The 24,868-nt window shown below is 60.3% G+C and carries 22 protein-coding genes and 1 pseudogene; 10 read left to right on the top strand and 13 right to left on the bottom strand.

The features are described from left to right. Nucleotides 1-13 precede the first annotated feature (13 nt). The 6 genes and pseudogenes from RUH75_RS08815 to RUH75_RS08790 form a co-directional block, all read left to right on the top strand. A complete protein-coding gene (locus RUH75_RS08815) occupies nt 14-2,212 on the top strand; it encodes a TonB-dependent receptor (RefSeq protein WP_313804600.1) in 2,199 nt (732 codons plus the stop codon). A 229-nt stretch (nt 2,213-2,441) separates the two neighbouring features. Further along, nucleotides 2,442-4,700, top strand: coding sequence for an alpha/beta fold hydrolase (locus RUH75_RS08810; RefSeq protein ID WP_313804597.1), 2,259 nt, complete (start codon nt 2,442-2,444; stop codon nt 4,698-4,700). Next, nucleotides 4,697-6,742, top strand: a complete 2,046-nt coding sequence (locus RUH75_RS08805) for a serine hydrolase domain-containing protein (protein ID WP_313804594.1) — start codon at nt 4,697-4,699, stop codon at nt 6,740-6,742. Before RUH75_RS08810 ends, RUH75_RS08805 begins: the two co-directional genes overlap by 4 nt. Next, nucleotides 6,655-8,391, top strand: coding sequence for an alpha/beta hydrolase (locus RUH75_RS08800; protein ID WP_313804591.1), 1,737 nt, complete (start codon nt 6,655-6,657; stop codon nt 8,389-8,391). The genes RUH75_RS08805 and RUH75_RS08800 overlap by 88 nt, the downstream gene beginning before the upstream one ends. Before the next feature lie 88 nt (nt 8,392-8,479). Next, a complete protein-coding gene (locus RUH75_RS08795) occupies nt 8,480-9,724 on the top strand; it encodes a diaminopropionate ammonia-lyase (protein WP_313804588.1) in 1,245 nt (414 codons plus the stop codon). Between the two features lie 101 nt (nt 9,725-9,825). Beyond that, nucleotides 9,826-10,710, top strand: a pseudogene (locus tag RUH75_RS08790) (transketolase); the annotation flags it as partial. A 90-nt stretch (nt 10,711-10,800) separates the two neighbouring features. Here the strand turns inward: RUH75_RS08790 and RUH75_RS08785 are convergent. The 5 genes from RUH75_RS08785 to RUH75_RS08765 all read right to left on the bottom strand — a co-directional run bounded on the left by RUH75_RS08785 (nt 10,801) and on the right by RUH75_RS08765 (nt 16,406). Beyond that, on the bottom strand, nt 10,801-13,188 hold the full coding sequence (locus RUH75_RS08785) for a TonB-dependent receptor (RefSeq protein WP_313804585.1): 2,388 nt from the start codon (nt 13,186-13,188) through the stop codon (nt 10,801-10,803). Between the two features lie 316 nt (nt 13,189-13,504). Continuing rightward, nucleotides 13,505-14,236: a TetR/AcrR family transcriptional regulator gene (locus RUH75_RS08780; RefSeq protein ID WP_313804582.1), complete on the bottom strand. Its 732-nt coding sequence runs from the start codon at nt 14,234-14,236 to the stop codon at nt 13,505-13,507. 177 nt (nt 14,237-14,413) lie between these two features. Next, nucleotides 14,414-15,121 (bottom strand): VOC family protein, encoded by a 708-nt coding sequence (locus RUH75_RS08775; RefSeq protein WP_313804579.1) that lies wholly within the window; start codon nt 15,119-15,121, stop codon nt 14,414-14,416. Continuing rightward, a complete protein-coding gene (locus tag RUH75_RS08770) occupies nt 15,118-15,801 on the bottom strand; it encodes a glutathione S-transferase N-terminal domain-containing protein (RefSeq protein ID WP_313804576.1) in 684 nt (227 codons plus the stop codon). The genes RUH75_RS08775 and RUH75_RS08770 overlap by 4 nt, the downstream gene beginning before the upstream one ends. A 203-nt stretch (nt 15,802-16,004) precedes the next feature. Further along, nucleotides 16,005-16,406: a nuclear transport factor 2 family protein gene (locus RUH75_RS08765; RefSeq protein WP_313804573.1), complete on the bottom strand. Its 402-nt coding sequence runs from the start codon at nt 16,404-16,406 to the stop codon at nt 16,005-16,007. A 145-nt stretch (nt 16,407-16,551) separates the two neighbouring features. On the opposite strand from RUH75_RS08765, the gene RUH75_RS08760 reads away from it, so the two are divergent. Beyond that, nucleotides 16,552-17,046: a MarR family transcriptional regulator gene (locus RUH75_RS08760; protein WP_313804570.1), complete on the top strand. Its 495-nt coding sequence runs from the start codon at nt 16,552-16,554 to the stop codon at nt 17,044-17,046. Here RUH75_RS08760 and RUH75_RS08755 read toward each other — a convergent pair. The 4 genes from RUH75_RS08755 to RUH75_RS08740 form a co-directional block, all read right to left on the bottom strand. Then, on the bottom strand, nt 17,011-17,469 hold the full coding sequence (locus RUH75_RS08755; protein WP_313804567.1) for a hypothetical protein: 459 nt from the start codon (nt 17,467-17,469) through the stop codon (nt 17,011-17,013). The two genes, RUH75_RS08760 and RUH75_RS08755, sit on opposite strands and share 36 nt — an antisense overlap. Before the next feature lie 78 nt (nt 17,470-17,547). Next, the gene (locus tag RUH75_RS08750) at nt 17,548-17,853 is read right to left on the bottom strand and encodes a polysaccharide deacetylase family protein (RefSeq protein WP_409592343.1); all 306 of its coding nucleotides are present in this window, start codon (nt 17,851-17,853) and stop codon (nt 17,548-17,550) included. Nucleotides 17,854-17,884: 31 nt separating this feature from the next. Continuing rightward, nucleotides 17,885-18,013: a hypothetical protein gene (locus RUH75_RS08745; protein WP_313804564.1), complete on the bottom strand. Its 129-nt coding sequence runs from the start codon at nt 18,011-18,013 to the stop codon at nt 17,885-17,887. A gap of 176 nt (nt 18,014-18,189) precedes the next feature. Beyond that, nucleotides 18,190-18,768, bottom strand: a complete 579-nt coding sequence (locus tag RUH75_RS08740) for a helix-turn-helix domain-containing protein (protein WP_313804561.1) — start codon at nt 18,766-18,768, stop codon at nt 18,190-18,192. A gap of 117 nt (nt 18,769-18,885) precedes the next feature. Here RUH75_RS08740 and RUH75_RS08735 point away from each other — a divergent pair, with 117 nt between their 5' ends. The 3 genes from RUH75_RS08735 to RUH75_RS08725 are packed head-to-tail and all read left to right on the top strand — an operon-like array spanning nt 18,886 to nt 21,278. Then, nucleotides 18,886-19,521: an NAD(P)-binding domain-containing protein gene (locus RUH75_RS08735; protein ID WP_313804559.1), complete on the top strand. Its 636-nt coding sequence runs from the start codon at nt 18,886-18,888 to the stop codon at nt 19,519-19,521. 51 nt (nt 19,522-19,572) lie between these two features. After that, a complete protein-coding gene (locus RUH75_RS08730) occupies nt 19,573-20,541 on the top strand; it encodes an SDR family oxidoreductase (RefSeq protein ID WP_313804557.1) in 969 nt (322 codons plus the stop codon). 47 nt (nt 20,542-20,588) lie between these two features. Next, nucleotides 20,589-21,278, top strand: a complete 690-nt coding sequence (locus tag RUH75_RS08725) for an NADPH-dependent F420 reductase (protein WP_313804731.1) — start codon at nt 20,589-20,591, stop codon at nt 21,276-21,278. A gap of 283 nt (nt 21,279-21,561) precedes the next feature. On the opposite strand, the gene RUH75_RS08720 is transcribed toward RUH75_RS08725, so the two are convergent. The 4 genes from RUH75_RS08720 to lnt all read right to left on the bottom strand — a co-directional run. Then, nucleotides 21,562-22,305, bottom strand: coding sequence for a tRNA (guanine(46)-N(7))-methyltransferase TrmB (locus RUH75_RS08720; RefSeq protein WP_313804554.1), 744 nt, complete (start codon nt 22,303-22,305; stop codon nt 21,562-21,564). 167 nt (nt 22,306-22,472) lie between these two features. Continuing rightward, nucleotides 22,473-22,661, bottom strand: coding sequence for a hypothetical protein (locus RUH75_RS08715; protein WP_313804551.1), 189 nt, complete (start codon nt 22,659-22,661; stop codon nt 22,473-22,475). A 168-nt stretch (nt 22,662-22,829) separates the two neighbouring features. Continuing rightward, nucleotides 22,830-24,038 (bottom strand): methionine adenosyltransferase, encoded by a 1,209-nt coding sequence (metK, locus tag RUH75_RS08710; RefSeq protein ID WP_313804548.1) that lies wholly within the window; start codon nt 24,036-24,038, stop codon nt 22,830-22,832. Nucleotides 24,039-24,096: 58 nt separating this feature from the next. Then, a partial coding sequence (gene lnt / locus RUH75_RS08705; RefSeq protein ID WP_313804545.1) for an apolipoprotein N-acyltransferase occupies nt 24,097-24,868 on the bottom strand: 772 nt, incomplete at its 5' end.

Raw genomic sequence — 24,868 nt, 5'->3', positions numbered from 1 at the left:
AAGGGGAATGGCTATGCATATGCCTTACAAATATCGTTCCATTTTGCTGACGGCAACGGCCAGCGCTCTTGCCTTGGCCATCCCTTTTGTCGCTCACGCTCAAACAGCAGGCGCAGCCGCGGAGACGGACGAAATCATCGTGACGGCCAACAAGCGGTCCGAAAACATTCAGATCGTTGCGCAGGCCGTAACCGCAGTGTCGGGTGAACTGCTCTCGGATACCCAGGTCAAGTCCCTGACCGACATCGGCGGCTATGTCCCCGGTCTGCAAATAGATTCGGCCGGAACCCCTGGTCAGACCATGATCAGTATTCGCGGCGTTGCCCCCGTCGGACCAGGCGCTACGGTTGCTACCTATATAGACGACACGCCCGTCGGCAGCAGCAGTGCCCATGCGGGCGCCGTCTCCTTCATGCTCGACCTGTTGCCCTACGACCTCGATCGGCTCGAGGTGCTGCGAGGGCCGCAAGGCACGCTCTATGGTGCGAGTTCGATGGGTGGCCTGATAAAATATGTTCTCAGCGAGCCGTCATTGTCCAAATTCAGGGCTCAATTTGGTGTTGGCGGCTCCACCATGGCTCACTCGGACGGTATAGGCCGCGGTGCTCGTGGGCTGATCAGCGGGCCGATCATTGATGGTAAGCTCGGCGCAACGGCGAGCTTGGCCGTCGAGCACACCCCAGGCTACATCGACAACCCGCTATTGGGGACAAAGGACCAGAACGGCTATAATCAGATCAACGGGCGAATTGGCCTGCTGTGGGAGCCGGCCGATAATCTGAAGATCAAGTTCAACGCTCTCTACAATCGCATCCGGTCGAAGGGTAACGCAAATGTCCCTCTCGACCCGGCCACCCTGCGACCGCTGGTAGGCAAATGGGCGGATAACAATCAGCGTCCGCAACCGTTCGAGAGCAAGATTCAATATTATTCGGGCATGATCAATTATGACGTTGCGGGCGCCGAATTCGTCTCGGCGACGAGCTATTCGGATACAAGAACGCACCAGGCCATTGATGAGACCTACATCTTCGGTATCGCTTACCCGCTCCTCGGTTTCCCGGCGGGTACGTCGCAAAGCCATTACAGGCTGCATCTCAAAAAATTCACGCAGGAGGCCCGCCTGCAGTCTTCGCCTGGGGCCAAGCTGGAATGGTTGATCGGCGGCTTCTTCACCAATGAGAAAGCCACCAACTTCCAGCGCCCGGATGCGCTCGCAGCGGACGGGACGCCGCTGCCTTTCGATCCGATTTTCGACGCCGCGCTCCCGTCATCTTACACCGAATATGCAGCGTTCGGCGACCTGACCCTTCACCTGAACGATCAAATCGAGATTGCAGGGGGAGTCCGCTACTCGAAGAACCATCAAAAGTTCAGCGAGATCGCTACGTCCGCATTGATTGGCGACCAGCTGCTATTAGACCAGAAGTCCCGTGACAGCGTCACGACTTATTCCGCCAGCGCCAAATATCGCTTTACCGATAAGATCATGGCTTATGCGCGCGTCGCCAGCGGCTACCAGCCCGGCGGCCCGAACATAGCGTTATTCGGCGCGCCGCCGACCTTCAAGCCGGACACCCTCACCAACTACGAAGCGGGTCTTAAGACGCAATTTCTGGACGACCGCGTATTGCTCGACCTGGCAGCCTTCCACATTGACTGGAAGGATATTCAGCTGATCGCTTCGAATGGAGGGATAAGCTTTGTCGCAAATGGTGGAAAGGCGAAGAGCGAAGGGTTCGAGGGCAATGTCACGCTGCGACCAGTAGAAGGGCTGCAGTTCGACGGCACCATCGCTTATGTCCATGCCGTTCTTACCCAGGACGCCCCTCCGATCGACGGTCTCAAGGGCGATCATTTGCCCTATATCCCCAGCTGGAGCGGCTCGGTGCGGGCCTCTTATACCCATCCGGTTTCAAGTGAATGGGATGCCAGCCTCGGCGCCGGACTGCGGCTGGTCGGCAAACGGATTTCGCAGGTGAACAGTTCACCATTGTCGTTCCCCTTGGGCGGCTATGCCGCGCTGGACGTGAATGCGAGCCTTTCGAACGATCGCTATACCGTCAGGTTGTTCGCCAAGAATCTGACCGATCGCCACGCCTACCTGTCGTACAATGTGCTCCAGAATGGCTTAACGAATGCCGTATCGCAAATATCGTCGACTGTGCTCCAGCCACGGGTGATCGGCGTCGCTTTCGACGCCAAGTTCTAAATAATCCAGGGACGGAGGAGAATTTTCTTCCGTTCCTTCTTATTCAAGGGAACACTCTCCGATGCGTTTGAAAATTGCCATCACTCTATTGTTTGGTACAGTTCTTTCGGTCACCGCAATTGCTGCCCCAGCTCCCATAAAAACGGCTAACGCCGCCACCGTCACAGCCGACACCCGCATCGTTGAACGCGATGGGCGCAAGATCGCGTTTCACGTCATTCCGGGGAAGTTGCCAGCCATCGTGCTTGATGCGGGCGGTGGAAATGATTCGTCTTATTGGTCGACTTTCGTGCCCGAACTCGCCAAGCAGACAGGCGCACAGATCATCACTTATGACCGCGCAGGATTTGGCGGGAGCGAAGAAGCGCCGGGTCCGTGGAGTCTCACCGGCGCTATCGACGATCTGGAGGCCGGCCTGCGGGCGTTGGGTGCTACGCGCGGCACTATATTGGTTTCGCATTCGCTGGCGGGTGAGATCGCCACCGGCATAACCGCACGGCATCCCGATTGGTTCGCTGGCGCCGTCATGGTCGATGCGAACGTACCCGAATTTTACACGGACGAGATGATTGCGCGGCAGATCAAGGTCTATGCGCCATTGATGGAGGAAATGCGTAAGGCGCCGCCTACGCCAGCAAGCCGACAGCTTTTGGCGCTGGGCGCATCGTTCGAGTCGGTTTCCCGTGCCTTCTACAAGATGGAGTGGCCGGCCTCGGTTCCCGTGGCGGTGATCGTCGCCGAGACGCCACCTCAACCCGATCCCGCCGATGCCCAAGCCTGGCGTAACGCACATGCGCTGTTCGCGAGCAAGGCCCCCAATCGCACATTGATCGTTGCCGACAAGAGTTCGCACGAAGTCGCGCATGATCGCCCGGATGTCATCCTGAGCGCGGTCGCCGCAATAGGCCGGGGACAAACGGCGGCCGCGACGGGCGCAACCTATGATGTGGTGATCCGCAACGGCAAGGTCCTCGATGGCAGTGGAAATCCGTGGGTCCGCGCGGATGTCGCGATAAAGGACGGACGCTTTGTGCGGATCGGCACCGTCGAGGGACGCGGCGCGCGGGAAATCGACGCTGCTGGACAATTCGTAACGCCCGGATGGATCGACGATATGGATCAATCCGGCGACAGCCTGCTTCAGGACGGTCGAGCGGAGAGCAAGCTACTCCAGGGCGTCACGACGGCAATTGCAGGCGAAGTCGGTGCGCCGGTCGGATCGGCCAAGCTTGCCGATTATTTCGACCAGCTGCAGAAAGGGGGCATCTCGCTAAACTTCGGTACGCTGTATGGCGCGAGCCAGGCCCGGGTCGAGGTGATGGGGGATGTCGACGGCCTTCCCACGTCCGCGCAGCTGGATCGGGAGCGCGCGCATGTTGACGAAGCGATGCGCGCCGGCGCCATGGGGCTTGGCACTGCCCTCATCTACGCCCCGGCAAGCTACCAGCAGACACCGGAGCTGGTGGAACTCGCAAAGGTCGCCCACCGATATGGCGGCATTTATGCCAATCACATGCGCGACGAGGGTGAAAAGCTGCTCCCGGCGGTGGCGGAATCGATCGCCATTTCCGAACAGAGCGGCATCCCGGTCGAGATTTACCATCTGAAGGCGGCGTTCGCGCCCGGCTGGGGCAAGCTCATGCCGGCCGTCGGGAAGCTGATCGACGATGCACGCGCGCGGGGCGTCGACATCGCCGCCGACATGTATCCCTACACCGCCGGGGGAACCGGGCTTGATATCACCGTTCCGAACTGGGTCTGGGCCGAGGGCAAGGAAAAGGGATTGGCCAAGCTCGCCGATCCTTCGATCCGTAACAAGCTTAAACAACAAGTGGCGGCAGGATCGATGCCGGGGTGGACCAACCTCCTCACCGCTTCGGGCGGATGGCGCCATGTCGTTCTGGTTGCCGCTTACAACGCGAAATATGACCAGTATCGATTCAAGGACATGGTAACGATCGGCCGCGCGCTCAAACGCGACCCTGCCGATGTGGCTTGGGACATCGTTATCGCAGGCGCGCCACACCGGCCGATCGCGCTCTATTTCGGGATGAACGAAAAGGATATCGAAACCGCGCTGCGCTTTCCCTGGACCAGCATCGGCAGCGATGCGACGGCAGCATCGGGTGATCAGGAAGTGGATGGCCACCCCCGCGCCTACGGCACCTTTCCGCGCATCATCTCCGAATATGTGCGCAACCGGCGAGTGTTGACACTGGAAGACGCCGTTCGGAAGATGACGTCCTGGCCTGCGGCACGATTCAAGCTGTACGACCGCGGCGCCATCCGCCTCGGACTGCGCGCCGATGTCACCATCTTCGATTATGACAAGATCAAGGATCTTGCCACATATGAAAAGCCGACGGCCCTTCCTCAGGGCATCAACTATGTGCTCGTGAACGGCACCGTCGTCGTTGACGGTGGGCGCCATACCGGAGCCAAGCCCGGAATGGTCCTGCGAGGGCAGGGCTGGAATCCGGCCAAATGAACCTGATCCGCACCGGAGGTGCGCTGCTTGCGGTCACTGACCATCGCGATTGCCTGAATTTGGAGATGACCGTGAAACGAATAATAATGATTTTCGTCAGTCTACTGCTGTCGATTTCGCCTATTACTTCAGTTTTGGCCCAGCCTGCTCGCGCTTTAATCTTGTCCTCGAGGGTGACGGCGCCAGCTTTGGCGTCCACCGCGCCAGCATCCGGCAACACCAGACACGACCTCTCCAAGACTGACGCTGACGCGTGGCTCGATGGATTCCTGCCCTATGCGCTACAGCAGGCCGATATTGCCGGCGCGGCGGTGGTGATCGTCAAGGACGGTCAAGTCCTGACCGCGCGCGGTTTCGGCTATGCCGACGTGGCGGCGCGTAAGGCCGTCGATCCTGATCTCACACTTTTCCGTCCTGGGTCCGTCTCGAAACTATTCACCTGGACCGCGGTGATGCAGCTGGTGGAACAGGGCAAGATCGACCTCGACGCCGATGTGAACCGCTATCTCGATTTCAAGATCCCGCCCTTTCGAGGCCGTCCTATCACCATGCGGGATCTTATGACCCACACGCCCGGCTTCGGTGACGTCTTCAAGGATGGGATCAGATCGACCGGCGACGTTCCTCCATTGGGCGCGGTGCTGAGGAGGATGCTGCCCGATCGGATATTTGCCCCGGGGACTACGCCTGCCTACTCGAACTACGGCTGCGCATTGGCGGGGTACATCGTGGAGCGGGTATCCGGAATGCCGTTCAACATTTATGTTGAACACAACATATTTTGGCCGCTCGGCATGGCGCATTCCACCTTTCGCCAGCCGTTGCCGCCTAAGCTCGCGCCTTTCATGTCCAAGGGCTATGTGATCGCGTCCCAGAGCCCCCAGCCGTTTGAGCTCGTGTCCATACCTCCGGCGGGCGGGCTATCAGCCTCAGCCAGTGACATGGCAAAGTTCATGATGGCCCTGCTCAACCATGGCGCAGGCCTGATGCGGCCGGAAACCGCACGCCAGATGCTGGCGCCGACCAACGTCGTGCTGCCTGGACTCAATCGCATGGCGCTCGGCTTTTATGAACAGCAGGTCAATGGACTAAGCGCCGTCGGTCACGCGGGGGATCTGAATCGCGCCCACGCCTATCTGTGGCTGCTCCCGGCTCAGAATACCGGGGTGTTCGTGGTCATGAACAGTGCGGGCGCGACGGAATCGGAAAGCTTCGATATTCGGCTTGGCTTGTTCCAGGCTTTCGGCGACCGCTATTTTCCTGTTCCCGCGCGGGCCCCGCTGGAACTGTCCACCGCTAAAGCCCATGCCAAGCTGTTGGTCGGCAACTATTCCTTGAGTCGCGGATCCTTCACCAACTTTATCGATGCCGCGAACTTCCTCCGACAGACCCATATCGGCTTAGATGAAGATGGGCGCCCGCAAGTGCCCTATGATTTCAGCAGCCGCCCCCATAAGTGGATCGAGATCGCGCCGTTCCTGTGGCAGGACGCCTACGGCCCCCAGCGCCTCAGCGCCAAGGTCGAGAACGGTAAAGTGGTGCGCTGGAGCGTCGATGCGGTGTCCCCCTTCATGGTTTGGGAACCCACGCCATGGACCCGAAATATAGCCTGGCTGATGCCGGCCTTTCTGGCGGGCCTTGGGATTATCGCGATAACCGCGTTGGGTTGGCCGGCGGGCGCCATTGCTCGACGGAGATACGGCGCGTCTCTGGGCCTGACGGGCATCGACCTCACTCTGCACCGGTTGATCCATGGCCTCTCGTGGTTGGCGTTGGCGATTCTCGGTGGGTGGATGCTGCTCTTCCAGTCCCTCGGCGCCACCGACGCCAGCCTGGACGCATGGATATGGCTTCTCGAAATCACGAGCGCCATCGGATTCGCGGGTCTGGCGGCTTGCGCTCTCTGGATTGCCTACCGCTCCTGGACGCGTCCAGGGACCTGGTTCGCCCGAGCATGGCCGACGCTGCGTGCTGCCGCAGCGCTATCCATCCTTTGGGTGGCTGTAGCATTTCATCTCACCAGTTTCGGCGCAAACTATTGAACCTGCGGATGCGCGCTAGCCCTACCACTGACAGTCTTGGCAAGAGGTTTTCCATGCTCAAGAACCTGATCGCCGCATCTCTGGCCAGCGTCCTGCTGGTCGGTGCGGTGCAGGCGGCCACGCCTTCCCCCCTGCTGCTACGGGTCACACTCAGCGACAAAGCGCCCGCAGCCGAATCCGGCCGCCTGCTGGTGTTCGCCGAGCCCTGGGACGAGGCGGTGGCTGCCAATCATGGTCAACCACCGCCGGCCGTGGATATCAACATCCGCAAGGTCCTTGATGTGCATGTTGCTGCTCAGGAAACCAGTCGCATCGTTCCCGGCGGGAGCCGGTGGATCGATCTCGATCGCCTGGCGTTTCCAACACCATTTTCGGCGCTCAAGCCGGGTAGCTATGCCGTGCAGGCGCTGTTGGATGTAAACCACGACTATAATTATCTCGGGCGCACCGCCGAGGATGCGACCTCGCCGGTGGTCAAGCTGGAAATCGGCGCAGGGAACGCACCGCCCGCTCTGGTGCTGACCCTCGGTCATCCTGATCGCGTTCCACTCGATCCACCATTGAGCGCCTCGCCCGACGAACGCGCCGCCTATGCCGCCGCGCGTGCAGATATCGACACTTTGGACTTTGTCAGTCCCTCGCTCAGCACCTTCTGGGGCCGGCCAATCCATATGCGCGGCTGGGTGCTGCGCCCGCCGGGCTATGATCCGGCCGGCCATGTGCGTTATCCGGTGGTCTATGTGACCCACGGCTTCGGTGAGGATTCGCGCACCCTGGCTAGTTGGGCCGTGCGTTTCCGCCAGAGGATGGCGTCGCGCGAAACCCCGCCGATGATCTATGTGCTGCTGGATGAATCCGGTCCGACAGGCACCCACGAATTCGCCGACTCGGTCAACAACGGTCCCTGGGGTCAGGCCCTGACTACTGAACTGATCCCGGCCCTCGAACAACGCTACCATATGGACGCGCGGCCAAGCGGCCGTCTGCTCACCGGCCACTCCTCCGGCGGCTGGGCGACTTTGTGGCTACAGACCCGCTACCCCAAGGTGTTCGGCGGAACATGGTCTACCGCACCTGATCCCACCGACTTCCACGATTTCGTCGGGATCGATCTATATGCACCCGGAGCCAATGTTTATCGGCGGCCCAATGGGGCACTCTATCCCTTGGTGCGCCATGACGGCCAGATTCTGGCCACCTACGAGCAGTTCGCCAAATTGGAGCGGGTCCTGGGTCCTTATGGCGGGCAGCTGACCTCCTTCGAATGGGTTTTCTCGCCCAAAGGGGCGGATGGCCGCCCGATGCCCATGTTCGACCGCGACACCGGCATGGTCGACCAGGACGTTGCAATCTACTGGCGCGACCATTTCGACATCGCATGGCGCGTGGCCAATAACTGGCCGGCGCTGAGGCGCGATCTGGACGGCAAGCTCCACATCGTCGTCGGCACTGCGGACACTTATTATCTCGACGGTTCGGTTCATCGATTGAAGGCCGTCCTCGACAGCCTTGGCGCAAAGTCCCAGGTGACCTTCATCGATGGCCGCACCCACGCGAACCTCTACCGCATCGGTGACGACCCCTATGGTCTGGAAAAACAGATCGCCTGGGCCATGTGGGCAGTAGCGCGGCCGAACCGCCCAAAATAGTTCTGGTGCTGCTACAGCACCAATTCAGTTGAGGCAATATTCTTCTTCGAAATGCGAGCAGTGTTATGAAAAAGGAAAGTAAAAATATATGCCATCGCCCCTAACATCTTCCTCGTCGGCAGGAAACGCTCCAATCCTTCACTTTCATAACCCCAATGCGAACCCGTCCGCTCCTTATGACGATGAGCTGCAGTCAGTATTGAACGAGCAAGGCGCCGAGGATGCCAAAAAAATCATTCGGCAGTTGCCTTGGTACAACCCAACTCCTCTGCGCGAACTCGAAGGCCTGGCAAAATCCATTGGAGTCGGCCGCATTTTCCTGAAGGACGAAAGCACGAGATTTGGACTGAAGGCTCTCAAGGGAGTGGGCGGAGCTTATGCCATCTACCGCCTGCTTGCAGAAAGATTGCGGGACACCACCGGCGCGGCGGAAATACCCGTAAGCGACATCCTAAATGGTGTTTACGCAGACGTCATCGAAACCGTCACCGTGGCATGTGCCACGACCGGAAATCATGGCCGTTCCGTCGCTTTCGCCGCCAAGTCGTTCGGGTGCCGATGCAATATCTATGTGCCGTTGCAGACAAGTCCAGGGCGTGTCGATGCGCTGCAGCAACTTGGGGCAAATGTTGTGCGGATCGAGGGGAACTATGATCTGGCCGTCAAGGCGGTCGAAGCGGATGCGAAGAAGAACGGCTGGTATATCATATCGGACACCTCCTACGAGGGTCACGAAGATACGCCGCGCGATGTCATGCATGGCTACCAGCTTATAGCCGACGAGATCGTAGGCCAGCTTCCGGCGGGAGTCCTCCCGACGCACGTGTTCGTACAGGCCGGCGTTGGCGGAATCGGCGCGGCCATGTGTTCACACTTCTGGCAGGCGTGGGGACGTCAGCGTCCCAGGTTCATTATTGTCGAATCCAAGGAAGCAAACTGCCTCTACCGCAGCGTGGAGAGTGATAAGCTTGTGATCGTCGAAGGCGCCCATAACACGCGGATGTATGGTCTCGCAGCGGGTAAGCCCTCTCTGAATGCGCTAAAAATCCTGAGAAAGGGCGCCGATGATTTTCTCGCGATCGACGATGCGGAATCATTCGAAGCGATGCGGCGGCTGGCAAATCCGGTCGGCGCTGATCCCGCGCTCACCATCGGCGAAGCAGGCGGCGCCGGAGCGGGGGCGCTTCTCGCGGTGATGGAGGATAGCGACGGAAAGCTGCGATCCGAGCTTGGTTTGACGACTGACAGCGTCGTCCTGCTGTTCGGGACCGAGGGAGACACGGATCCAGAGAGCTATCTCGACATCATCGGCACCGCCACGGCTAACAGCTGAATTTGAATCGCTCTATCGTGTGAGACGAGGCTTCTCGATTTGGTGTCGCGGCAGCGAGATGGATCGAGCAATCAGCGGCGATGCGGCGGCAGGAATTCTATATGATTGCACTTGAAGAACGCCGGGCCGCCACCATCGCCAATCTCTCCTTGCTGGACGAGCGCCTGCGGTGGCTTTCGTCGTGGATGATTCACAATGCCAATCACTTGCGCGACAGCCGCGACGGGCTGAAGGTCGGCGGCCATCAGGCGAGTTGCGCGTCGATCAGCACGATCATGACCGCGCTATATTTCCATGCGCTCGGACCCAATGACAAGGTCGCGGTCAAGCCGCACGCCGGGCCGGTGTTGCACGCGATTCACTATCTGCTCGGCAATCAGAGCCTCGACCAACTTCAGCGCTTTCGCGGTCTGGGTGGCGCGCAAAGCTATCCGAGCCAGACCAAGGACATGATACCCGTCGACTTCTCCACCGGCTCGGTGGGCCTGGGTGTAGCGATCACCGCCTTTGCCAGCCTGGTCCAGGACTATCTGGTAGCGCATGGCCAGCTTGTCGAGGCTGATACGGGGCGGATGATCGCGCTCATGGGCGACGCGGAGCTCGATGAGGGCAATATCTACGAGGCGCTGATCGAGGGTTACAAGCACGACATCCGTAATTGCTGGTGGATCGTCGACTATAATCGGCAGTCACTCGACGCCACCACTGCGGATCGCATGTTCAACCGTTTCGACGACATTTTCCGGACGTGCGGCTGGCGGGTGATCACACTCAAATACGGCAAGCTGCAGCACGAGACTTTTCGGCGGCCGGGCGGCAAGGCAATCGCCGACTGGATCGACAATTGCCCCAATGTCGATTTCGCGGCTCTCACCTATCAAGGCGGCAGCGCCTGGCGCACGCGGCTGAATGCTGATCTGGCGCGCATTCCGCAGACGCTGAAGCTGATCGCATCATTCGACGACGACAATCTCGCCGCGATCATGCCTGTATCCCTTCGCTTTTCAGATGGCGGCGGGACGGCGCTCGGCCGGCGCGACCTTGTCCGTGGACGAGATCGCGCCGGCGCGGCAGGCTCAGTATTTGTAGCTTAAGGTAATTCCGTAGGTCGCCCCCATTCCGGTCGACCGACTGATCGTATCTCCGCCTCGAAGGATTGCCGTCAGATAATATTTGTTGAACAGGTTTCGGCCCCAGACTTGCGCGGACCACTTGCCAGTGGAGCTTTCGATTTCCGCGAAGGCATCCACAACCGTATAGCTATGGATCACATAGTCCGGATCGTTGCCGAATGTCGCATTCGACGAGGTCTGATAGCGGGCGCTCGCACCAAGACGGAAGTCAATCGCCGACGACATCGGGACGGTATAATCTACACCGCCCTGTAGCTGCCACTTCGGCGTCGTAGGTAACTGCTCGCCGCGAACATCGACCTGGGCTCCGCGAGGGTTGGGGAGCAGGAATGAAGACACCACCTTGGAATTGACATAGGTCGCCGCGGCGCTGAGTCTGAGCTCCCTTGTCGGGCGAACCGTCGCATCGAGTTCAAAACCAGAAATGCGTGATTTTGGAATTGAGACAAGCGCCAGTGTCGGACCGATCGCCGCATTGGGCACGATGCCTACCAGCTGCTTGTTCTTGTAATCATAGTAAAAGCCCGCACCATTGAGCTGTATCATGCGATCTGCGAGAGCAATCTTGAAGCCAGCTTCATAGGCAAGGACCGACTCCTGTCCGATGGGATTGAACTGGTCCGAGACGATGGCCACAACGCCGGGGAAGCCCCCGGACTTATAGCCGCGAGTAACATTGGCGTAGACCATGTTATCGGGCGAAACCTTCCAGCTCAGACCGGCTCGCCACGAAATATTGTTCTGCTTGAGCGACTTCCTGATTGTGGCCGGCACCGCAAAGGTTGGCGGCGACGGCACTAGCGTTATGCACTGGCCAGCCTGAAGGGCAACCGGGGGATTGGCTCCAAGAACGTTGTTTGCAAGCGCCTGAATCGCCGCTGCCCACAGACCGTTCCCCGGATCGCGTAGACAGCCGTGGAAATTGTCCTCGTATTTTGTGTAGCGAGCCGAACCTTGCGCCGTCAGATCAGGCAGGATTTCATATTGCACGTCACCAAATGCCGAGACGGTGTTGACCCGCTGCGACATATCCTGCTGCCCGGCGGTAAAGCGTACCCCTATAAGGGTGGAATTGCTGCCAGCGAGATCGTAACGTTCGGTTTCGTCCACCGAGTCATGGGAATAATTGCCACCGACCATCCACTTGAACTTGTCCATGTCGCCGGCCAGACGCAGCTCCTGGAACATATTTTCGATGTCGCCGGTAATGCGGAAGTTGATACCCCAGAACTGGGTCGCATCGGTGTCGAGCGGGCTATCCTGCTTGTAGTGTGAATATGCCGAGATCGACGTCAAACTTATTGCGTCCGCCAGCTGAACTTCGCCCTTTAGCGAAACCTGTACGAAACTATTGTCCTTGTGCAGATCGGAACTCGGAACCGCCCCCAGATAGACCGCGGGCAAGCCGGGTTGAAGCTGGACACCCCAGTCCGCCAGACGCGGGTTTCTGGCCGCCGGCTGCGTGTAGATGGCCGCAGCCGCCGTAACGAACTCGGTGGCGCCACCTACCGCAGCAGGAGACTGTGGCGACAGCTCTTGAAATTGCTGCGCCTGGGTTTCGCTTCTATCGCGCCAGCCGTTGACGTTGAGTTCGAATTTCAGGGTATCGCTCGCGTCCCAGTCGAGCAACGCCCGTGCCTGGGTGAAATCCCGAACCCCGAGGCGGTCGTCGGGGCGCGTCTGGCTGACCTGCCAGCCATCGCGCGACTCATGCCGTACCGCAAGGCGGCCGCGTAGTGTGCTGGTTATCGGTCCGCTGACAAAAGCTTCGATGTCAGCCTGATTGAAGCGCCCGTAAGTGAAGCTGCCGCCAGCCTGGAAATCATTGGTCGGCTTTGCCGCGATGAAATTGACCGCCCCGCCCGTCGAGTTCTGCCCGAACAGCGTGCCCTGCGGCCCTTTCAGCACCTCGACGCGTTCGAGATCGAAAGCGGCCCCCGACGCTTCGACGAGATAAGGCAAAGGCACCTGATCCACATATACGCTTACTGCGGGGGTGATGCCCAGCGAACTGTCGGTCACGCCGACACCGCGGATGATGAACGACGGCGCGCCCCACAAGGTTCGCGTGTAGGAAAAACCCGGCACTACTTTAACGAGATCTTCCGGAGCCACCACGCCAGCGCTTTTCAACTGCTCGCCAGAGGCCGCCGTGATCGAGAGCGGCACGTCGTTGAGTCGCTCGCTGCGCTTCTGCGCAGTCACGATGATGTCACCGATTCCCTGATCCTGCGAAGCCTGTGTGGTCGGTGGAACCGACTGAGCCAGAGCCGGCATGGCGACCGACAATGCTGCGGAACTCGCGCAGCAAATAGAAAATGCTCGTTTCATAATCCCTCCTCTGTCCAACTTTATTCTTTATCTTCCCAGCAGGCCTTGCTTTTTCGCCATGACCGGTTGCCGCAAAAAATCCTTCACGATCTGGATATCCTCTCCAGTTCATCGAGGTTTCTCTATTTTCTGAAAATTGGCCGTATCCGTTTTAATCGCATACGTTATAAATAATCTCGCGGCCGGGGCAGGTCAAGCGCTTCCGATTTAATAGGATGAGATTTATATCGGCAGCGGCTACAACGCCCGGGGAAGCCATGACCCGTTCCCAAAAGGCTGAAGCCAAAGGCTGAAAAACGCGTTTAGTTGGCACTGTTTACTTGTTGGCGAGTCGCGCCCTCGATTTCCGGAGGCCGGCCACGCCTTTCTCGACGGGCATAGGGATCGGATTGGCCGTTCGCATTGCCGCTATGCCCGCAAGGAGCGCGCGCAAGTTGAACTCGAATCTCTCATCTTCCGATTCTTCCATGCGCTTCGTCGAGATAGACCGCATCAACGGCGCTTCCCCTGGTGGAAATTCCCGCACGACACGCCTGAGCGACATTTGACAGCTTTTCCCGGTACGCCCGGTAAGCGCTTCGCGAATCTCCACTCTATGATACCAGGAGAAGACAAATTCCTGGATCGCTCGCGTGGCCCACCAGGCCGTCTTTTCATCAAAGCCGGATTTCAGGGCGAGCCGTACCGACTGCTCCAGACGCGGGATGGCCGCATTAATCGTACGCTGCACAGCCACTTGTGCCAGGCCGGGGAACCTCTCGTAGATGGACCGCTGCGAGTAGGCGAAAGTGTGAGCCCAATGAAACCAGTCGCCCGTGCCATCAGGCGAAAGCGGATAATCGACGATAATGGTGTTCGCGACAAACTCAGCAAGTTCGTCCCGATCCTTGAAATACTTATAAAGGGCCGCGAGGGAGACTCCGAGCGCCTTGGCAACCCCGCCGAGGGTGAGGTTCGGCAGTCCGATGGTAACCGCAGCATCGAGAATTTGCTGGTTGGTAAGCTTAGCCGGACGGCCGCGGCGTTCCCGCTTGTTGCTCTCGTTCATCATGATCGTCCGGTGAGGGTTGCAGCTTCGCCGTAAGCCGACGTGCCTTTCTCAGGCGTTGGATGCATGGCCGTTATTTGATGAGGTCCTGGATAGCGAAGGCTCGGTGGCCACTGATCTTCGAGATGAGGACCAGCTGGTCCGACTGACCGTCCTCGAACTCTTTGGCCCGTACGTTCATTCATGCTCTCCCCAGGCAACGACTCTCTGTCTGTCCCCGTGCTCGGCCAGCCATTTGGCGAGGACCTCGTGGGCGTCATCCTGCTCCATTGTATCGGCGCAGAAGGGCGCGGGACGAGCGATCTCGAACCAGCCGCCGTCAGGCTCGGTGATGTAGGCCGAGGTGCAGTTGGGATGCTCGACGAGGAAGTACGGGATGTTCTCGGCCTTCACCCGCTCGACGGTCGCCCAAAAGGTCTCGTCGTCCCGGACGGTGACGGCGCAATGGTCCATGTAGCTGGGCTTGCGCTCGAAATAGGGATATTTGTCGTTGTTGTACTGGAAGAACGCCAGGTAGCTGCCGTCGGCGAGTTCGAAGAAGGTATGAATATAGTGCGAGGGCGAATTGTCGATGGGATCGACGTCCACGACTTCGCATCCGATGAGCGGGACGCCGATCACGTCCTCGTAGAAGTGCTGGGTGCGCTCCATGTCGGCGACACGGTAGGCGTTGTGGAAATATTGCATGACGTCGGTCTTCGCCTGGCGTAGCCGCCGCTGCGCGGCTTTCTCACGCGATGGCGTGATTGTGAGTGCTGTCATATCTGCCAAAGCGTCTCTCCCAGATTCGGGGCCGATCTTCATGGTTTTGTTCACAGCAGTTTCTCCAATTTCATTGGGTGCTGCCACGTTTGCGTGGCGCAAGCCGAGCAGCGTGTCGATCAAGCATTGTGCAGGGTCCCGACGCCCACGGTTGCGCTGAAGAAGGCTTCCATATGCTTGTCCTCCGGGAACGGGGCGGGGATGGTCAGACCCTTCTGAACCGCCGGGCGGGCGAGTACGCGCTCCAGCCATGCGGCCAGGTTTGGGTTCGTCCTAAGCGGCAGATCGGACGTGAACGGGACGATCGAGCCGTTGCGGATCCAGGGCAGGAATGCCATGTCGGCGACGGTATATTCGTCGCCGGCCATGTATAGTTGCCCTTCAAGGCGCTTGTTCAGCACGGCATAGATACGGCTGACTTCTACGAAATAACGATTGCTGACCTCGGGCGCCTTGTTCTCCCAAGAGCCGCGGAACACGAAAAGCTGCCCGAGCATCGGCCCGAGTGAGGACATCTGGTTAAATACCATCTCAATTGTCCTGATCCGTCCTTTCGGGTCTTTTGGCAGGAATTTACCTGTCTTTTCAGCAAGATAGATCAGGATGGCGCCGGATTCGGTGACTACGAGGCCATCATCGACCAGTACCGGAATCTTGTTGTTGGGGTTGAGCGCCGTGAATTCGGAGGTCAGCTGCTCGCCGCCGAGCCAAATCCGGTGGACGTTGTAGTCGAGACCCATTTCTTCGAGGGCGATCGAGACCTTCTGGCCGTTTGCCGTCGCATCCGTATAAATGTCGATCATGTTTCCAGCTCCTTCGTGCGCGCTGGTGAATTCACGCGGTGAGCTCGCGAACCTGTTCGTGCCGAGACCAGGGGCCGTGCCTAAACCTTCGGAACGAGTGTGGCACATTTTTACGGTTCAGAAGGCATTGTCGCTGCTCGACGCAGGGGAGGCTTTACCAGCCTCTTCGTGCGGAAATGGTCTCGACATGCCAGTGCCTGGGCTCACGATATCCTGGAGGCTTCCGCAAGCGCCTGTGTGTCAATATACTCCCGAATACATGTGATCTTGCCGTCTCGAACGGTAATGGCGAAGACCCAATCATCCTCGAACGCCTTGTTCGTGGCCAGGATTTTCCCACGAGCGTAGCCGACGACCATTACCCGGTCTCCCTGCGCTATGAATTCGCGAGTCTCTATGAAGGAAGTTTCCACCCCATCTTCATGGGCCTGAAAATGATCCTCCAAACCCGCGTGCCCGCGGCGCGTGCCGGCCAGCGGCCAATCCTTTCCGGGAAGAATCCACTCGATATCTTCGGCAGCCAACGCCAACAGGCCTTGCTTGTCGCCGCGGCCGATTGCCGCAAAAAAATCCTTCACGATTTGGACATTCTCGTCGGTGCTCATCGAGATCTCTGCTCTCCTACATATTAATCGTGCACGCTTTAATCGAATACGCTTCAAATAAACCCGCAAATGGAGCAGGTCAAGCACTTCCGATTTAAGCGGATGAGATTTATACAGGCGATGACCACAAACTCTGGAGGGATTCATGACCCGTTCCCCAAAGGCCGAAGCCAAAGACCGAACACTCTCAAATTTCCTGTGCTTTGCGGTCTATTCGGCCAATCTGGCCGTGGGCCGTGCCTACAAGCCGATTCTGGACGCGGTTGGCCTGACCTACACCCAATATATCGCGATGGTTGCCCTGTCGGAGCAGGGCGACCAGACCGTCGGCGCGCTCGGCGAGAAACTGTTCCTGGAATCCAACACGCTGACGCCGATCCTCAAAAAGCTGGAGCAGAGCGGCTATATCAGCCGCATCCGCGACCCCGCCGATGAGCGGCAGGTGAGGGTGAGCCTGACCGCAGCCGGCCGGCGCCTGCTCGAGAACGATCCTGGTGAGGCACTGATCGAAGCTTGCGGCTTGGGTGACGAGTTCTCTGTCGTGCAGAAGAGCGTCATCAGGCTGCGCGATAATCTGCTGCGCAACACCGGGCGCAAGCAGGCTCTAGGCAACATCACTCCGCCAGCAGCGCGCCCTTGAAGAATACCGCGGATCCCAATGATCAAAGCCGCTGTCCAGTATTTCAGGCATATCGTGCTTTAGCATCCACTCGGCGGCTTCAACGCAGGTCGGATGCCAGAGGTGATCGTCTGCTATCGTCATCTCGACGATCCGACGAAACGCATCACGGCGCTCGATGCTATCGAGCGGCGTTGTCACATGGCAAATCGGTGACTGAATGCCACCATGTTCGACAATATTGTCCAACATCCTTCCACGGGCATCGACAAAAACGGCACTGTTGGTCGTGCCTCTGGCGGCGGGATCGCGGAATGGGCGGAACGCCTTTGCGTAATAACTCACGTCCGCGTATTCCGGACGGGTGGGCAGGACAGCCAAGCCGTTTTGAACGCCAAAACCCCCGCGTACCGGCGAAATATAGGCATAACCCAGTTCGGCCATCAGCGCTTCCGTCGCGGCGGAGCTGATTCCGCCGGGAGGCCGAAATCCACGCGGTTGCACGCCTATGCTCGCAAATCGTTAATGCGCGAGCCGGAGCGTAGCGATCTGCCGGTCTTCGGGTAGGGCAAACCAACTTTCGTGGCGGTAACCGTGGTTGCCGATCTCATGGCCGGCATTGGCAATCGAGCGCACCGCCTCGGGATAGTGATCCACATTCCAGGCTTCGAGGAAGAACGTAGCTCGCAAGCCATATTCTGCCAGAGTGCCCAAAAGGAACGGTAATGTCTCATGGACCGATTTGTGGCGGCCTACAGGCTCGTCCTCTGGCCAAACGCCCGTTTCCAGATCGGCGGCCTCACCCATATTGTCGAAGGAAAGGAGCACTGCTCCCTGCTTCTTGTCCGGACCCCAACCATCATAAATCTCCAGCTTCAGGCCTGTCGGCCTGTATCAGCGTGCCCCCCGCCAACTTGTCGACCTTGCCGGTGACGGTAAGCGGCACCTTGGCGCTGGCGTGTTTTTCTAATGGTGTCGAAATATACAAGTCAACGGTCCGCGTGGCATCAAGGCAAATTATCACTTCGGATATGACTTATCCCGCCGCAGAGGGCGTAACCTGCAGGACCCTCATGAATCGCCGACAGCGTCGCCGACATCGTTATCCATCTTGGATGTCGAGGAGCGGGGGATGACCTCGGGCGCTCCGATCGGCGATCTGGTTCAACACGCTGCCCTTTCGGCAATGTTCCTCGACGGATTTGTCAGAATGGCGCTCGCGATGATGTGAAAGAGATGATCGGCGCGTGTCGCGAATGAGGGTAGGTCGACGACCCAGCCGAGCGCCGCCATCAGGCCGAACAAATCATCCCCATTCATGTCGGTGCGCGCCGTACCGTCGGCCTGGGCACGCAGCAACAGCCGCGCGCTGGCCGAATGTACCGCTGCACAGGAAGCATAAAGCGCGGAGTCCGGGTTTGTGTGGGCCGCCGCCATCAAGGCGACCACCCCCTTATAGCTTTGGGTAAATGCCACCCATTCGCGAAACCAGGACACGAGCGCTTCGTCAGGTGAATTCGACGTTTCGAGTACATCTGCCTTCTGCGTCAGTGCGTCCAGATTCGTACACAGTAACGCTTCAAACAAGGCTTCTCGTGTCGGGAAATGACGGAGCAGCGTGGCCAATCCGACACCGGCGCGACGGGAGATATCCCGCATCGACGCATCGGCACCATGCTCGGTGATAACCTCGCGCGCGACCGCGAGGATGTGGCTGTGATTTTTTTTAGCGTCGGCCCGCATGGACTGCCTTGATAAGTGGATCGGTGATCCATATATGTGGATCGGTGATCCATTAGATATATCGCCTTTATGCAAAGGACAACAGAGGCACTGCTCCACAGCCCACAAGGAACGGACATGAGTACTATCAGCATCATCGGATCAGGCGGTATGGCCGCAGCGATCGGCGGCCTTGCCGCCAGGGCCGGACACACCGTCGAGGTAATGAGTCGCGATGCCACCAGGGCGCAGGCGCTGGCCGAGCAGATCGGAGCCGGCGCGAAGACAGGAACCTTCGGTGCCGTTCCCGCCGGGGACATCGTCATTCTGGCGGTTCCTTACTCCGCCGTTCTCGACGTGGTGAAGCAGTATGGCGACAAGCTGGCGGGCAAGCTCCTCGTCGACATCGCCAATCCCATCAAATCCGACTTCTCGGGGTTCTTGAGCCCTGAGAATAGTTTCGGCGCGCAGGAGATCGCCAAGGTCGCCCCGGCCAATGCGGTTATCGTCAAGGCGTTCAACACCCAGTTCTCACACGTTCTGGTTGCCGGTCCGGTCGAGGGCAATCCACTGGACATCTTCCTCGCCGGGGACGACGCGTACGCGAAGGCGCGCGTCTCCGCGTTCGTCGAGAGCCTCGGGCTGCGCCCCATGGATGCCGGGCAGCTGTTCATGGCGCGCACGCTGGAGCACGCCTGCATGCTTACGCTGGGTCTCCTCACCCACTCCGTAAAGCACACCAACTTCGCACTCGGCATCAGCTTTCGCGGCTGAGCGCGCCCGCCCACCACGTCTCACACCCCATCATTCAAAGGGAGCAATAATATGCGCGTTTTCGTTGCTGGCGGGACCGGTCATTCCGGTCCGTACGTCATTTCCGACCTCATCGCAGCCGGCCACGAGGTCATAGCCCTGGCCCGGTCGGACTCGGCCGCGGCGGCGGTGTCCGCGCTCGGGGCGACGGCGCGTCGCGGCAGCCTTGAGGATCTCGACGGGCTCAAGGCGGCGGCCGCGGACTCGGACGGCGTCATTCACGTCGCGCACAGGCAAGACCTGCTTCCGTCCGGCGGGATCGACGCCGTTGCCGCCGCCGAACTCCAGATTATGCTCGCGTACGGCGAGGCACTAGCCGGCACCGGAAAGCCGCTGGTCGTGTCGGGGAGCATTGGTTCGCCCACGAACGAAGGCTGGCCGGCCCCAAGACCACACTTCCTGGGCCGACCGGCGACCGAGGAGGACCAGGCCCTTCCCCCCGCTGGCGATGCCTACAAGGGTTCCCTGCGGGCTCGCAACATCGTGGAGCTCACGGTAACCGGTCTCGCGGAGCGGGGCGTGCGGTCTTCGATCGTGCGAATTCCTGAAATCATGCACAGCACGTCCGATAAAGCCGGCTTCCTCCCGACCCTGATCGGGCTCGCGAAGGAGAAGGGCGTTGTCGGCTTCCCCGGCGACGGCTCGAACCGGTGGGCGGCAGTACACGCCCGCGACCTCGCCTCCTTGTTCCGCCTGGCGCTGGAGAAGGGCCAAGCCGGCAGAAATTGGCACGCGGTTGCCGACGAGGGGATACCGTTCCGCGAGATCGCCGAGGCCATCGGCAGCCGTTTGAACCTGCCGGCCGTGCCCATTCCCGCGGACGTGCTGATGGGGCCGGGTTTCTTCGGGTTCCTCGCGAATCTGGTCACGTTGGACACCCCCGCGTCGAGCGCAATCACGCGCCAGACCCTGGGCTGGGAACCTAAGCAACCTGGCCTGCTCGCCGATCTGGACAACGGCCATTACTTCCCTGCCGGCTGATGAGACGACCATAGGAAGCTGGATCGCAACGAGTCCGGTGGACAGAAATCTCGCGATCGCCGCGTCCTTGCCCACCGCAACCACGAGCAAAACGCCAACTCTTCAGGAGACTGCATATGAGTACTATCAGCATCATCGGCGCAGGAGGTATGGCCACGGCAGTCGCCGGCCGTATCGCCAAGGCCGGACACACCGTCGAGGTGGCCAGCCGCGACGCTTCCAAGGCGCAGTCGCTGGCCGACCAACTCGGAGCGGGAGCGACCATAGGGACCTATGGCGCCGCGCTGGGGGGAGACATCGTCATCCTTGCCGTGCCGTACACCAGTGCAGCGTCGGTGGTGGCCGATTATGGGGACGCGCTCGACGGCAAGGTGATTATCGACATTACCAACCCGGTCGCCCCCGACCTTTCGGGCCTCGTCAGCCCCCCCGGCAGCTCCGGTGCGCAGGAGATCGCCAAGGGCCTCCCCGCCGGCGCACATGTCGTAAAAGCCTTCAACACCATCTTCGGTCATGTCCTCGCCAAGGGTGAGCGCCTCGACGCGTTCATCGCAGCCGACGATGCAGAGGCGAAGGCGCGGATCTCCACCTTTCTTGAAAGTCTCGGGCTGCGTCCGTTTGATGTCGGCGGCCTTCAGATGGCCCAGACACTCGAGGCGCTCGGCCTGATGATGATCGGCCTGGCCAAAAACGGCGCCGGCACCTGGGATTTCGCCTTGAATGTTGATCTCGGCTAATCACCGGCGCAACGCCCTCACCGGCGGGTCCACGACGCTACCGGGAACAGGCCTTCTTTCACGCTGTCTCCGTCTCAGCCAATTCCTCTGAGCTGCGAATTTTTACAATCACGAGCTTACGATCGGCTTTTCCAAGCACCATTCTAAAATGGGACTGGTACAAGGTAAAAACCTCATGTCTCCCTCGCAAATTGTAATCACGAGATAATCACCGAGGAAAGTAAATTTGCTTTTTACTATAGTAGCTTAGCGTAGGGGGGCGGGAAATTAGGGCTTTAGCGCATTATCGGCGCCGATAGGTCATATACCAGACTTCGTGGCCGAGGCGGCGAGCCTTGGCTTCGTAGCGGGTTTCGGGCCAGCCGCCGGGACGGAGCTGGAAATTTCTTGGCTCGCTCGCCAGCCATTCGAAATCGGGATGGCCGTTCATCACCATCAATGCCCAGCGCAGATAGATCGGGTGATCGGTGCCGAAGCGGAATTCGCCGCCGGGTTTCAGCTTCTTCGCGATCATCGCGACCGGACCGGGGTTCATCATGCGGCGCTTGGCGTGGCGCGCCTTGGGCCAGGGATCGGGATGGAGGAGATAGACGAAGCTGAGCGCGCCGTCTGGGATGCGGCGCAGGACCGACAAGGCGTCGCCCATATGGAGGCGGATGTTGCCCAGTGCCTGGTCGCGAACATGGCCAAGCGCGGTGACGACGCCGTTCAGAAAGGGTTCGCAGCCGATGAAGCCATGGTCGGGCAGCAGGTCGGCGCGATAGGCGAGATGTTCGCCGCCGCCAAAGCCGATTTCGAAATGCAGCGGGCGATCGTAACCGAACAGGTTCGCCGCCGTGATCTCCCCTTCTTCCGGAACGGAGAGGGCGAGCAGCAGCGTGTCGACCAGTTCCTGCTGGCCCGCGCGCAGCTTGTGCCCGGACTGGCGGCCGTAAAGGCGGTTGAGCGTGGTGGGGTCGCCGGATTGATGTCCGGATTTATCCCCGGATTCGTGCCCGGAATCATGCCCAGAATCATGTGCTGTCATGGCCGCGCCGATAGCGGGCGGCTGCGATCGGGGCAAGCGGGGATGATGGGGTGCCTCCTGCCCCCGTTGTTGAGGAGATGGGTGCCGGGGGCAGGAGGCAGGGAGCCACAGCGCCGGGGCTTGCGGCGCTGGGCCATGCTGGAGGAAAGGGGGAAGCTCGGTTCAGCTTATCTGCATTTGGTGAAGCGGCCCTTGGCATCCTTGCACGGGCCTTTCTTGACGACCGGCTTGGGCGGGCATTTCACGAACTTGCCCTTGGCGTCCTTGCAGGGGGCGGCGAGGGCCGGAGCGGCGCTGCCGGCCAGGAGGGCAAGGCCGAGAAGGGCGGAGGTCAGCTTCCGGAACGCTGAAGTCATCGCATGTCCCTTTCAAGAGAGGGAGTTGCCGGACCCGACAGGGGTGCGGGTCCGACGCCCTGCTTATGGGCGTTTTCCGGGGCTGAAGCCAATGAACTTTTCGTCATGTTGCCGCCATGGGGGGCGGCCGTTCCCCCCCTCCCGCAAGCGGGAGGGGAGGGATGGGCATCAGGCGATGGCGGCCTTGAGCTTTTCCACCAGATCGGTGCGTTCCCAGGGGAAGAAGTCGCCTTCGGCCTTACGGCCGAAATGGCCATAGGCGGCCGACGGCTGGTAGATCGGCTTGTTGAGGCCAAGATGGGTGCGGATGCCGCGCGGGGTCAGGCCGCCCAGTTCCTTGATGTCCTTGATCGCCTGCTCGATCCGGTCGTCGCCGATCGTGCCGGTGCCGTGGGTGTCGACATAGAGCGAAAGCGGCTCCGACACGCCGATGGCATAAGCGAGCTGGATCGTGCAGCGGCGGGCAAGGCCGGCGGCCACGATGTTCTTGGCAAGATAGCGGGTGATATAGGCCGCCGAGCGGTCGACCTTGGTCGGGTCCTTGCCGCTGAACGCGCCGCCGCCATGGGGCGAAGCGCCGCCATAGGTGTCGACGATGATCTTGCGGCCGGTGAGGCCGGCGTCGCCGTCAGGCCCGCCGATTTCGAAGCTGCCGGTCGGATTGATGTGATAGACGGTTTCGTCCGAAAGCAGGTTGGCGGGCAGGATTTCCGCCACGACGCCCTTCACGTAATTTTTGAGTTCCGCTTCCTTCGCGCCTTCGTCATAGCCCGGCGCGTGTTGGGTCGAGACGACGATGGCGGTGGCGGCGGCGGGCTTGCCGTTTTCGAAGCGCAGGGTCACCTGGCTCTTGGCGTCGGGTTCCAGGAAGGGTGCGCGGCCGCTGTGACGGTCAGCGGCCATCTTCGCCAGGATCTTGTGGCTGTAATCCAGCGTGGCGGGCATGAGGTCGGGGGTTTCATCGCAGGCGAACCCGAACATGATGCCCTGGTCGCCGGCGCCTTCATCCTTGTTGCCGGCGGCGTCGACGCCCTGCGCGATATGCGCGGACTGGGCGTGGAGGTTGTTTTCAAAGCGCAGGCTTTCCCAGTGGAAGCCGTCCTGCTCATAGCCGATGCGCTTTACCGTTTCGCGGACGGCGCGTTCGATCTCTTCCTGCGCGCCGGGTGCCCATGCGCCATTTTCATAGACGCCCTTGCAGCGGATTTCGCCCGCCAGAACCACGAGCTGGGTCGTGGTCAGCGTTTCGCAGGCGATGCGGGCTTCAGGATCTTTCGACAGGAACAGGTCGACGATGGCGTCGGAAATCTGGTCCGCGACCTTGTCGGGATGGCCTTCGGAAACCGATTCCGAGGTGAAGAGATAATTGTTGCGCATGGGACTCCCGTTAGCACGCTTGGGCATGAGGCGACATAAAGAAAAGTTTATGTGGCTATTAGCGGGTCGTTCCGCGGGTGGCAATGGCCAGCGCGACGAGCAGGATCAGGAAGACGAATGGCGCCCGGTTGCCGAGGCGGGAGAAGAGCGTCGGCGGCAGGGACGGAGGCAGCGCGGTGTCGAGGAAGCCGGCGCGGTGATGGCCGATGCTGCTGAGGACATGGCCGCGGGCGTCGACCACGGCGGAGATGCCGGTGGGGGTGGAGCGGATGATGGGCAGGCCTTCCTCCAGCGCGCGGAGGCGGGCCTGCGCCAGATGCTGGACCGGACCCCAGCTGCCGAACCAGGCATCGTTGGAGGGGTTGAATAGGAAGGCGGGGCGATGGGCTTCATCCACCACCTGCCCGGAGAAGATGATCTCATAGCAGATCTGGACGCCCATTTTGAGTTCGGGGCGGCCCAGGGTCGCGGGCAGGGTCAGGCTTTGGGGACCGGGGCCGGGCCAGTAGTCGACGTCTCCGGGAACGAGGCGGGACAGGCCGATGGGCTGGAGAATCTGGCGCATCGGCAGATATTCGCCATAGGGGACGAGGTGCGACTTGTCGTACCGGCCGAGCAGCCCGGCGCCGGGGGTGACGATCCAGAGGCTGTTGTTCGCCCCGGCGAGGGCGTTTTCGATGACGCCGCCCTTTGCCACCTGCTTGAAATAGACCTTGGTCGCGCCAGTCATGAGGAGGTCGCCCGGGCCGAGCAGCGATGCGAGGCGCGCGCGCCAGTCCGGTTCCAGGTCGAGATAGGCGGGGATGGCGGCTTCGGGCCAGAAGATCAGG

This window comes from Sphingobium sp. (assembly GCF_032153725.1).
GTDB lineage: Bacteria > Pseudomonadota > Alphaproteobacteria > Sphingomonadales > Sphingomonadaceae > Sphingobium.
This window is presented reverse-complemented; position numbering and strand designations above follow the sequence as displayed.

Bases quoted from the DNA above. Each gene is read 5' to 3' on its own strand.
- RUH75_RS08815 (WP_313804600.1), top strand. From the start codon at position 14: ATGCATATGCCTTACAAATATCGTTCCATTTTGCTGACGGCAACGGCC.
- RUH75_RS08805 (WP_313804594.1), top strand. From the start codon at position 4,697: ATGAACCTGATCCGCACCGGAGGTGCGCTGCTTGCGGTCACTGACCAT.
- RUH75_RS08800 (WP_313804591.1), top strand. From the start codon at position 6,655: ATGGCCGACGCTGCGTGCTGCCGCAGCGCTATCCATCCTTTGGGTGGC.
- RUH75_RS08795 (WP_313804588.1), top strand. From the start codon at position 8,480: ATGCCATCGCCCCTAACATCTTCCTCGTCGGCAGGAAACGCTCCAATC.
- RUH75_RS08785 (WP_313804585.1), bottom strand. From the start codon at position 13,188: ATGAAACGAGCATTTTCTATTTGCTGCGCGAGTTCCGCAGCATTGTCG.
- RUH75_RS08780 (WP_313804582.1), bottom strand. From the start codon at position 14,236: ATGAACGAGAGCAACAAGCGGGAACGCCGCGGCCGTCCGGCTAAGCTT.
- RUH75_RS08770 (WP_313804576.1), bottom strand. From the start codon at position 15,801: ATGATCGACATTTATACGGATGCGACGGCAAACGGCCAGAAGGTCTCG.
- RUH75_RS08765 (WP_313804573.1), bottom strand. From the start codon at position 16,406: ATGAGCACCGACGAGAATGTCCAAATCGTGAAGGATTTTTTTGCGGCA.
- RUH75_RS08760 (WP_313804570.1), top strand. From the start codon at position 16,552: ATGACCCGTTCCCCAAAGGCCGAAGCCAAAGACCGAACACTCTCAAAT.
- RUH75_RS08755 (WP_313804567.1), bottom strand. From the start codon at position 17,469: ATGGCCGAACTGGGTTATGCCTATATTTCGCCGGTACGCGGGGGTTTT.
- RUH75_RS08740 (WP_313804561.1), bottom strand. From the start codon at position 18,768: ATGCGGGCCGACGCTAAAAAAAATCACAGCCACATCCTCGCGGTCGCG.
- RUH75_RS08735 (WP_313804559.1), top strand. From the start codon at position 18,886: ATGAGTACTATCAGCATCATCGGATCAGGCGGTATGGCCGCAGCGATC.
- RUH75_RS08730 (WP_313804557.1), top strand. From the start codon at position 19,573: ATGCGCGTTTTCGTTGCTGGCGGGACCGGTCATTCCGGTCCGTACGTC.
- RUH75_RS08720 (WP_313804554.1), bottom strand. From the start codon at position 22,305: ATGACAGCACATGATTCTGGGCATGATTCCGGGCACGAATCCGGGGAT.
- RUH75_RS08715 (WP_313804551.1), bottom strand. From the start codon at position 22,661: ATGACTTCAGCGTTCCGGAAGCTGACCTCCGCCCTTCTCGGCCTTGCC.
- metK (WP_313804548.1), bottom strand. From the start codon at position 24,038: ATGCGCAACAATTATCTCTTCACCTCGGAATCGGTTTCCGAAGGCCAT.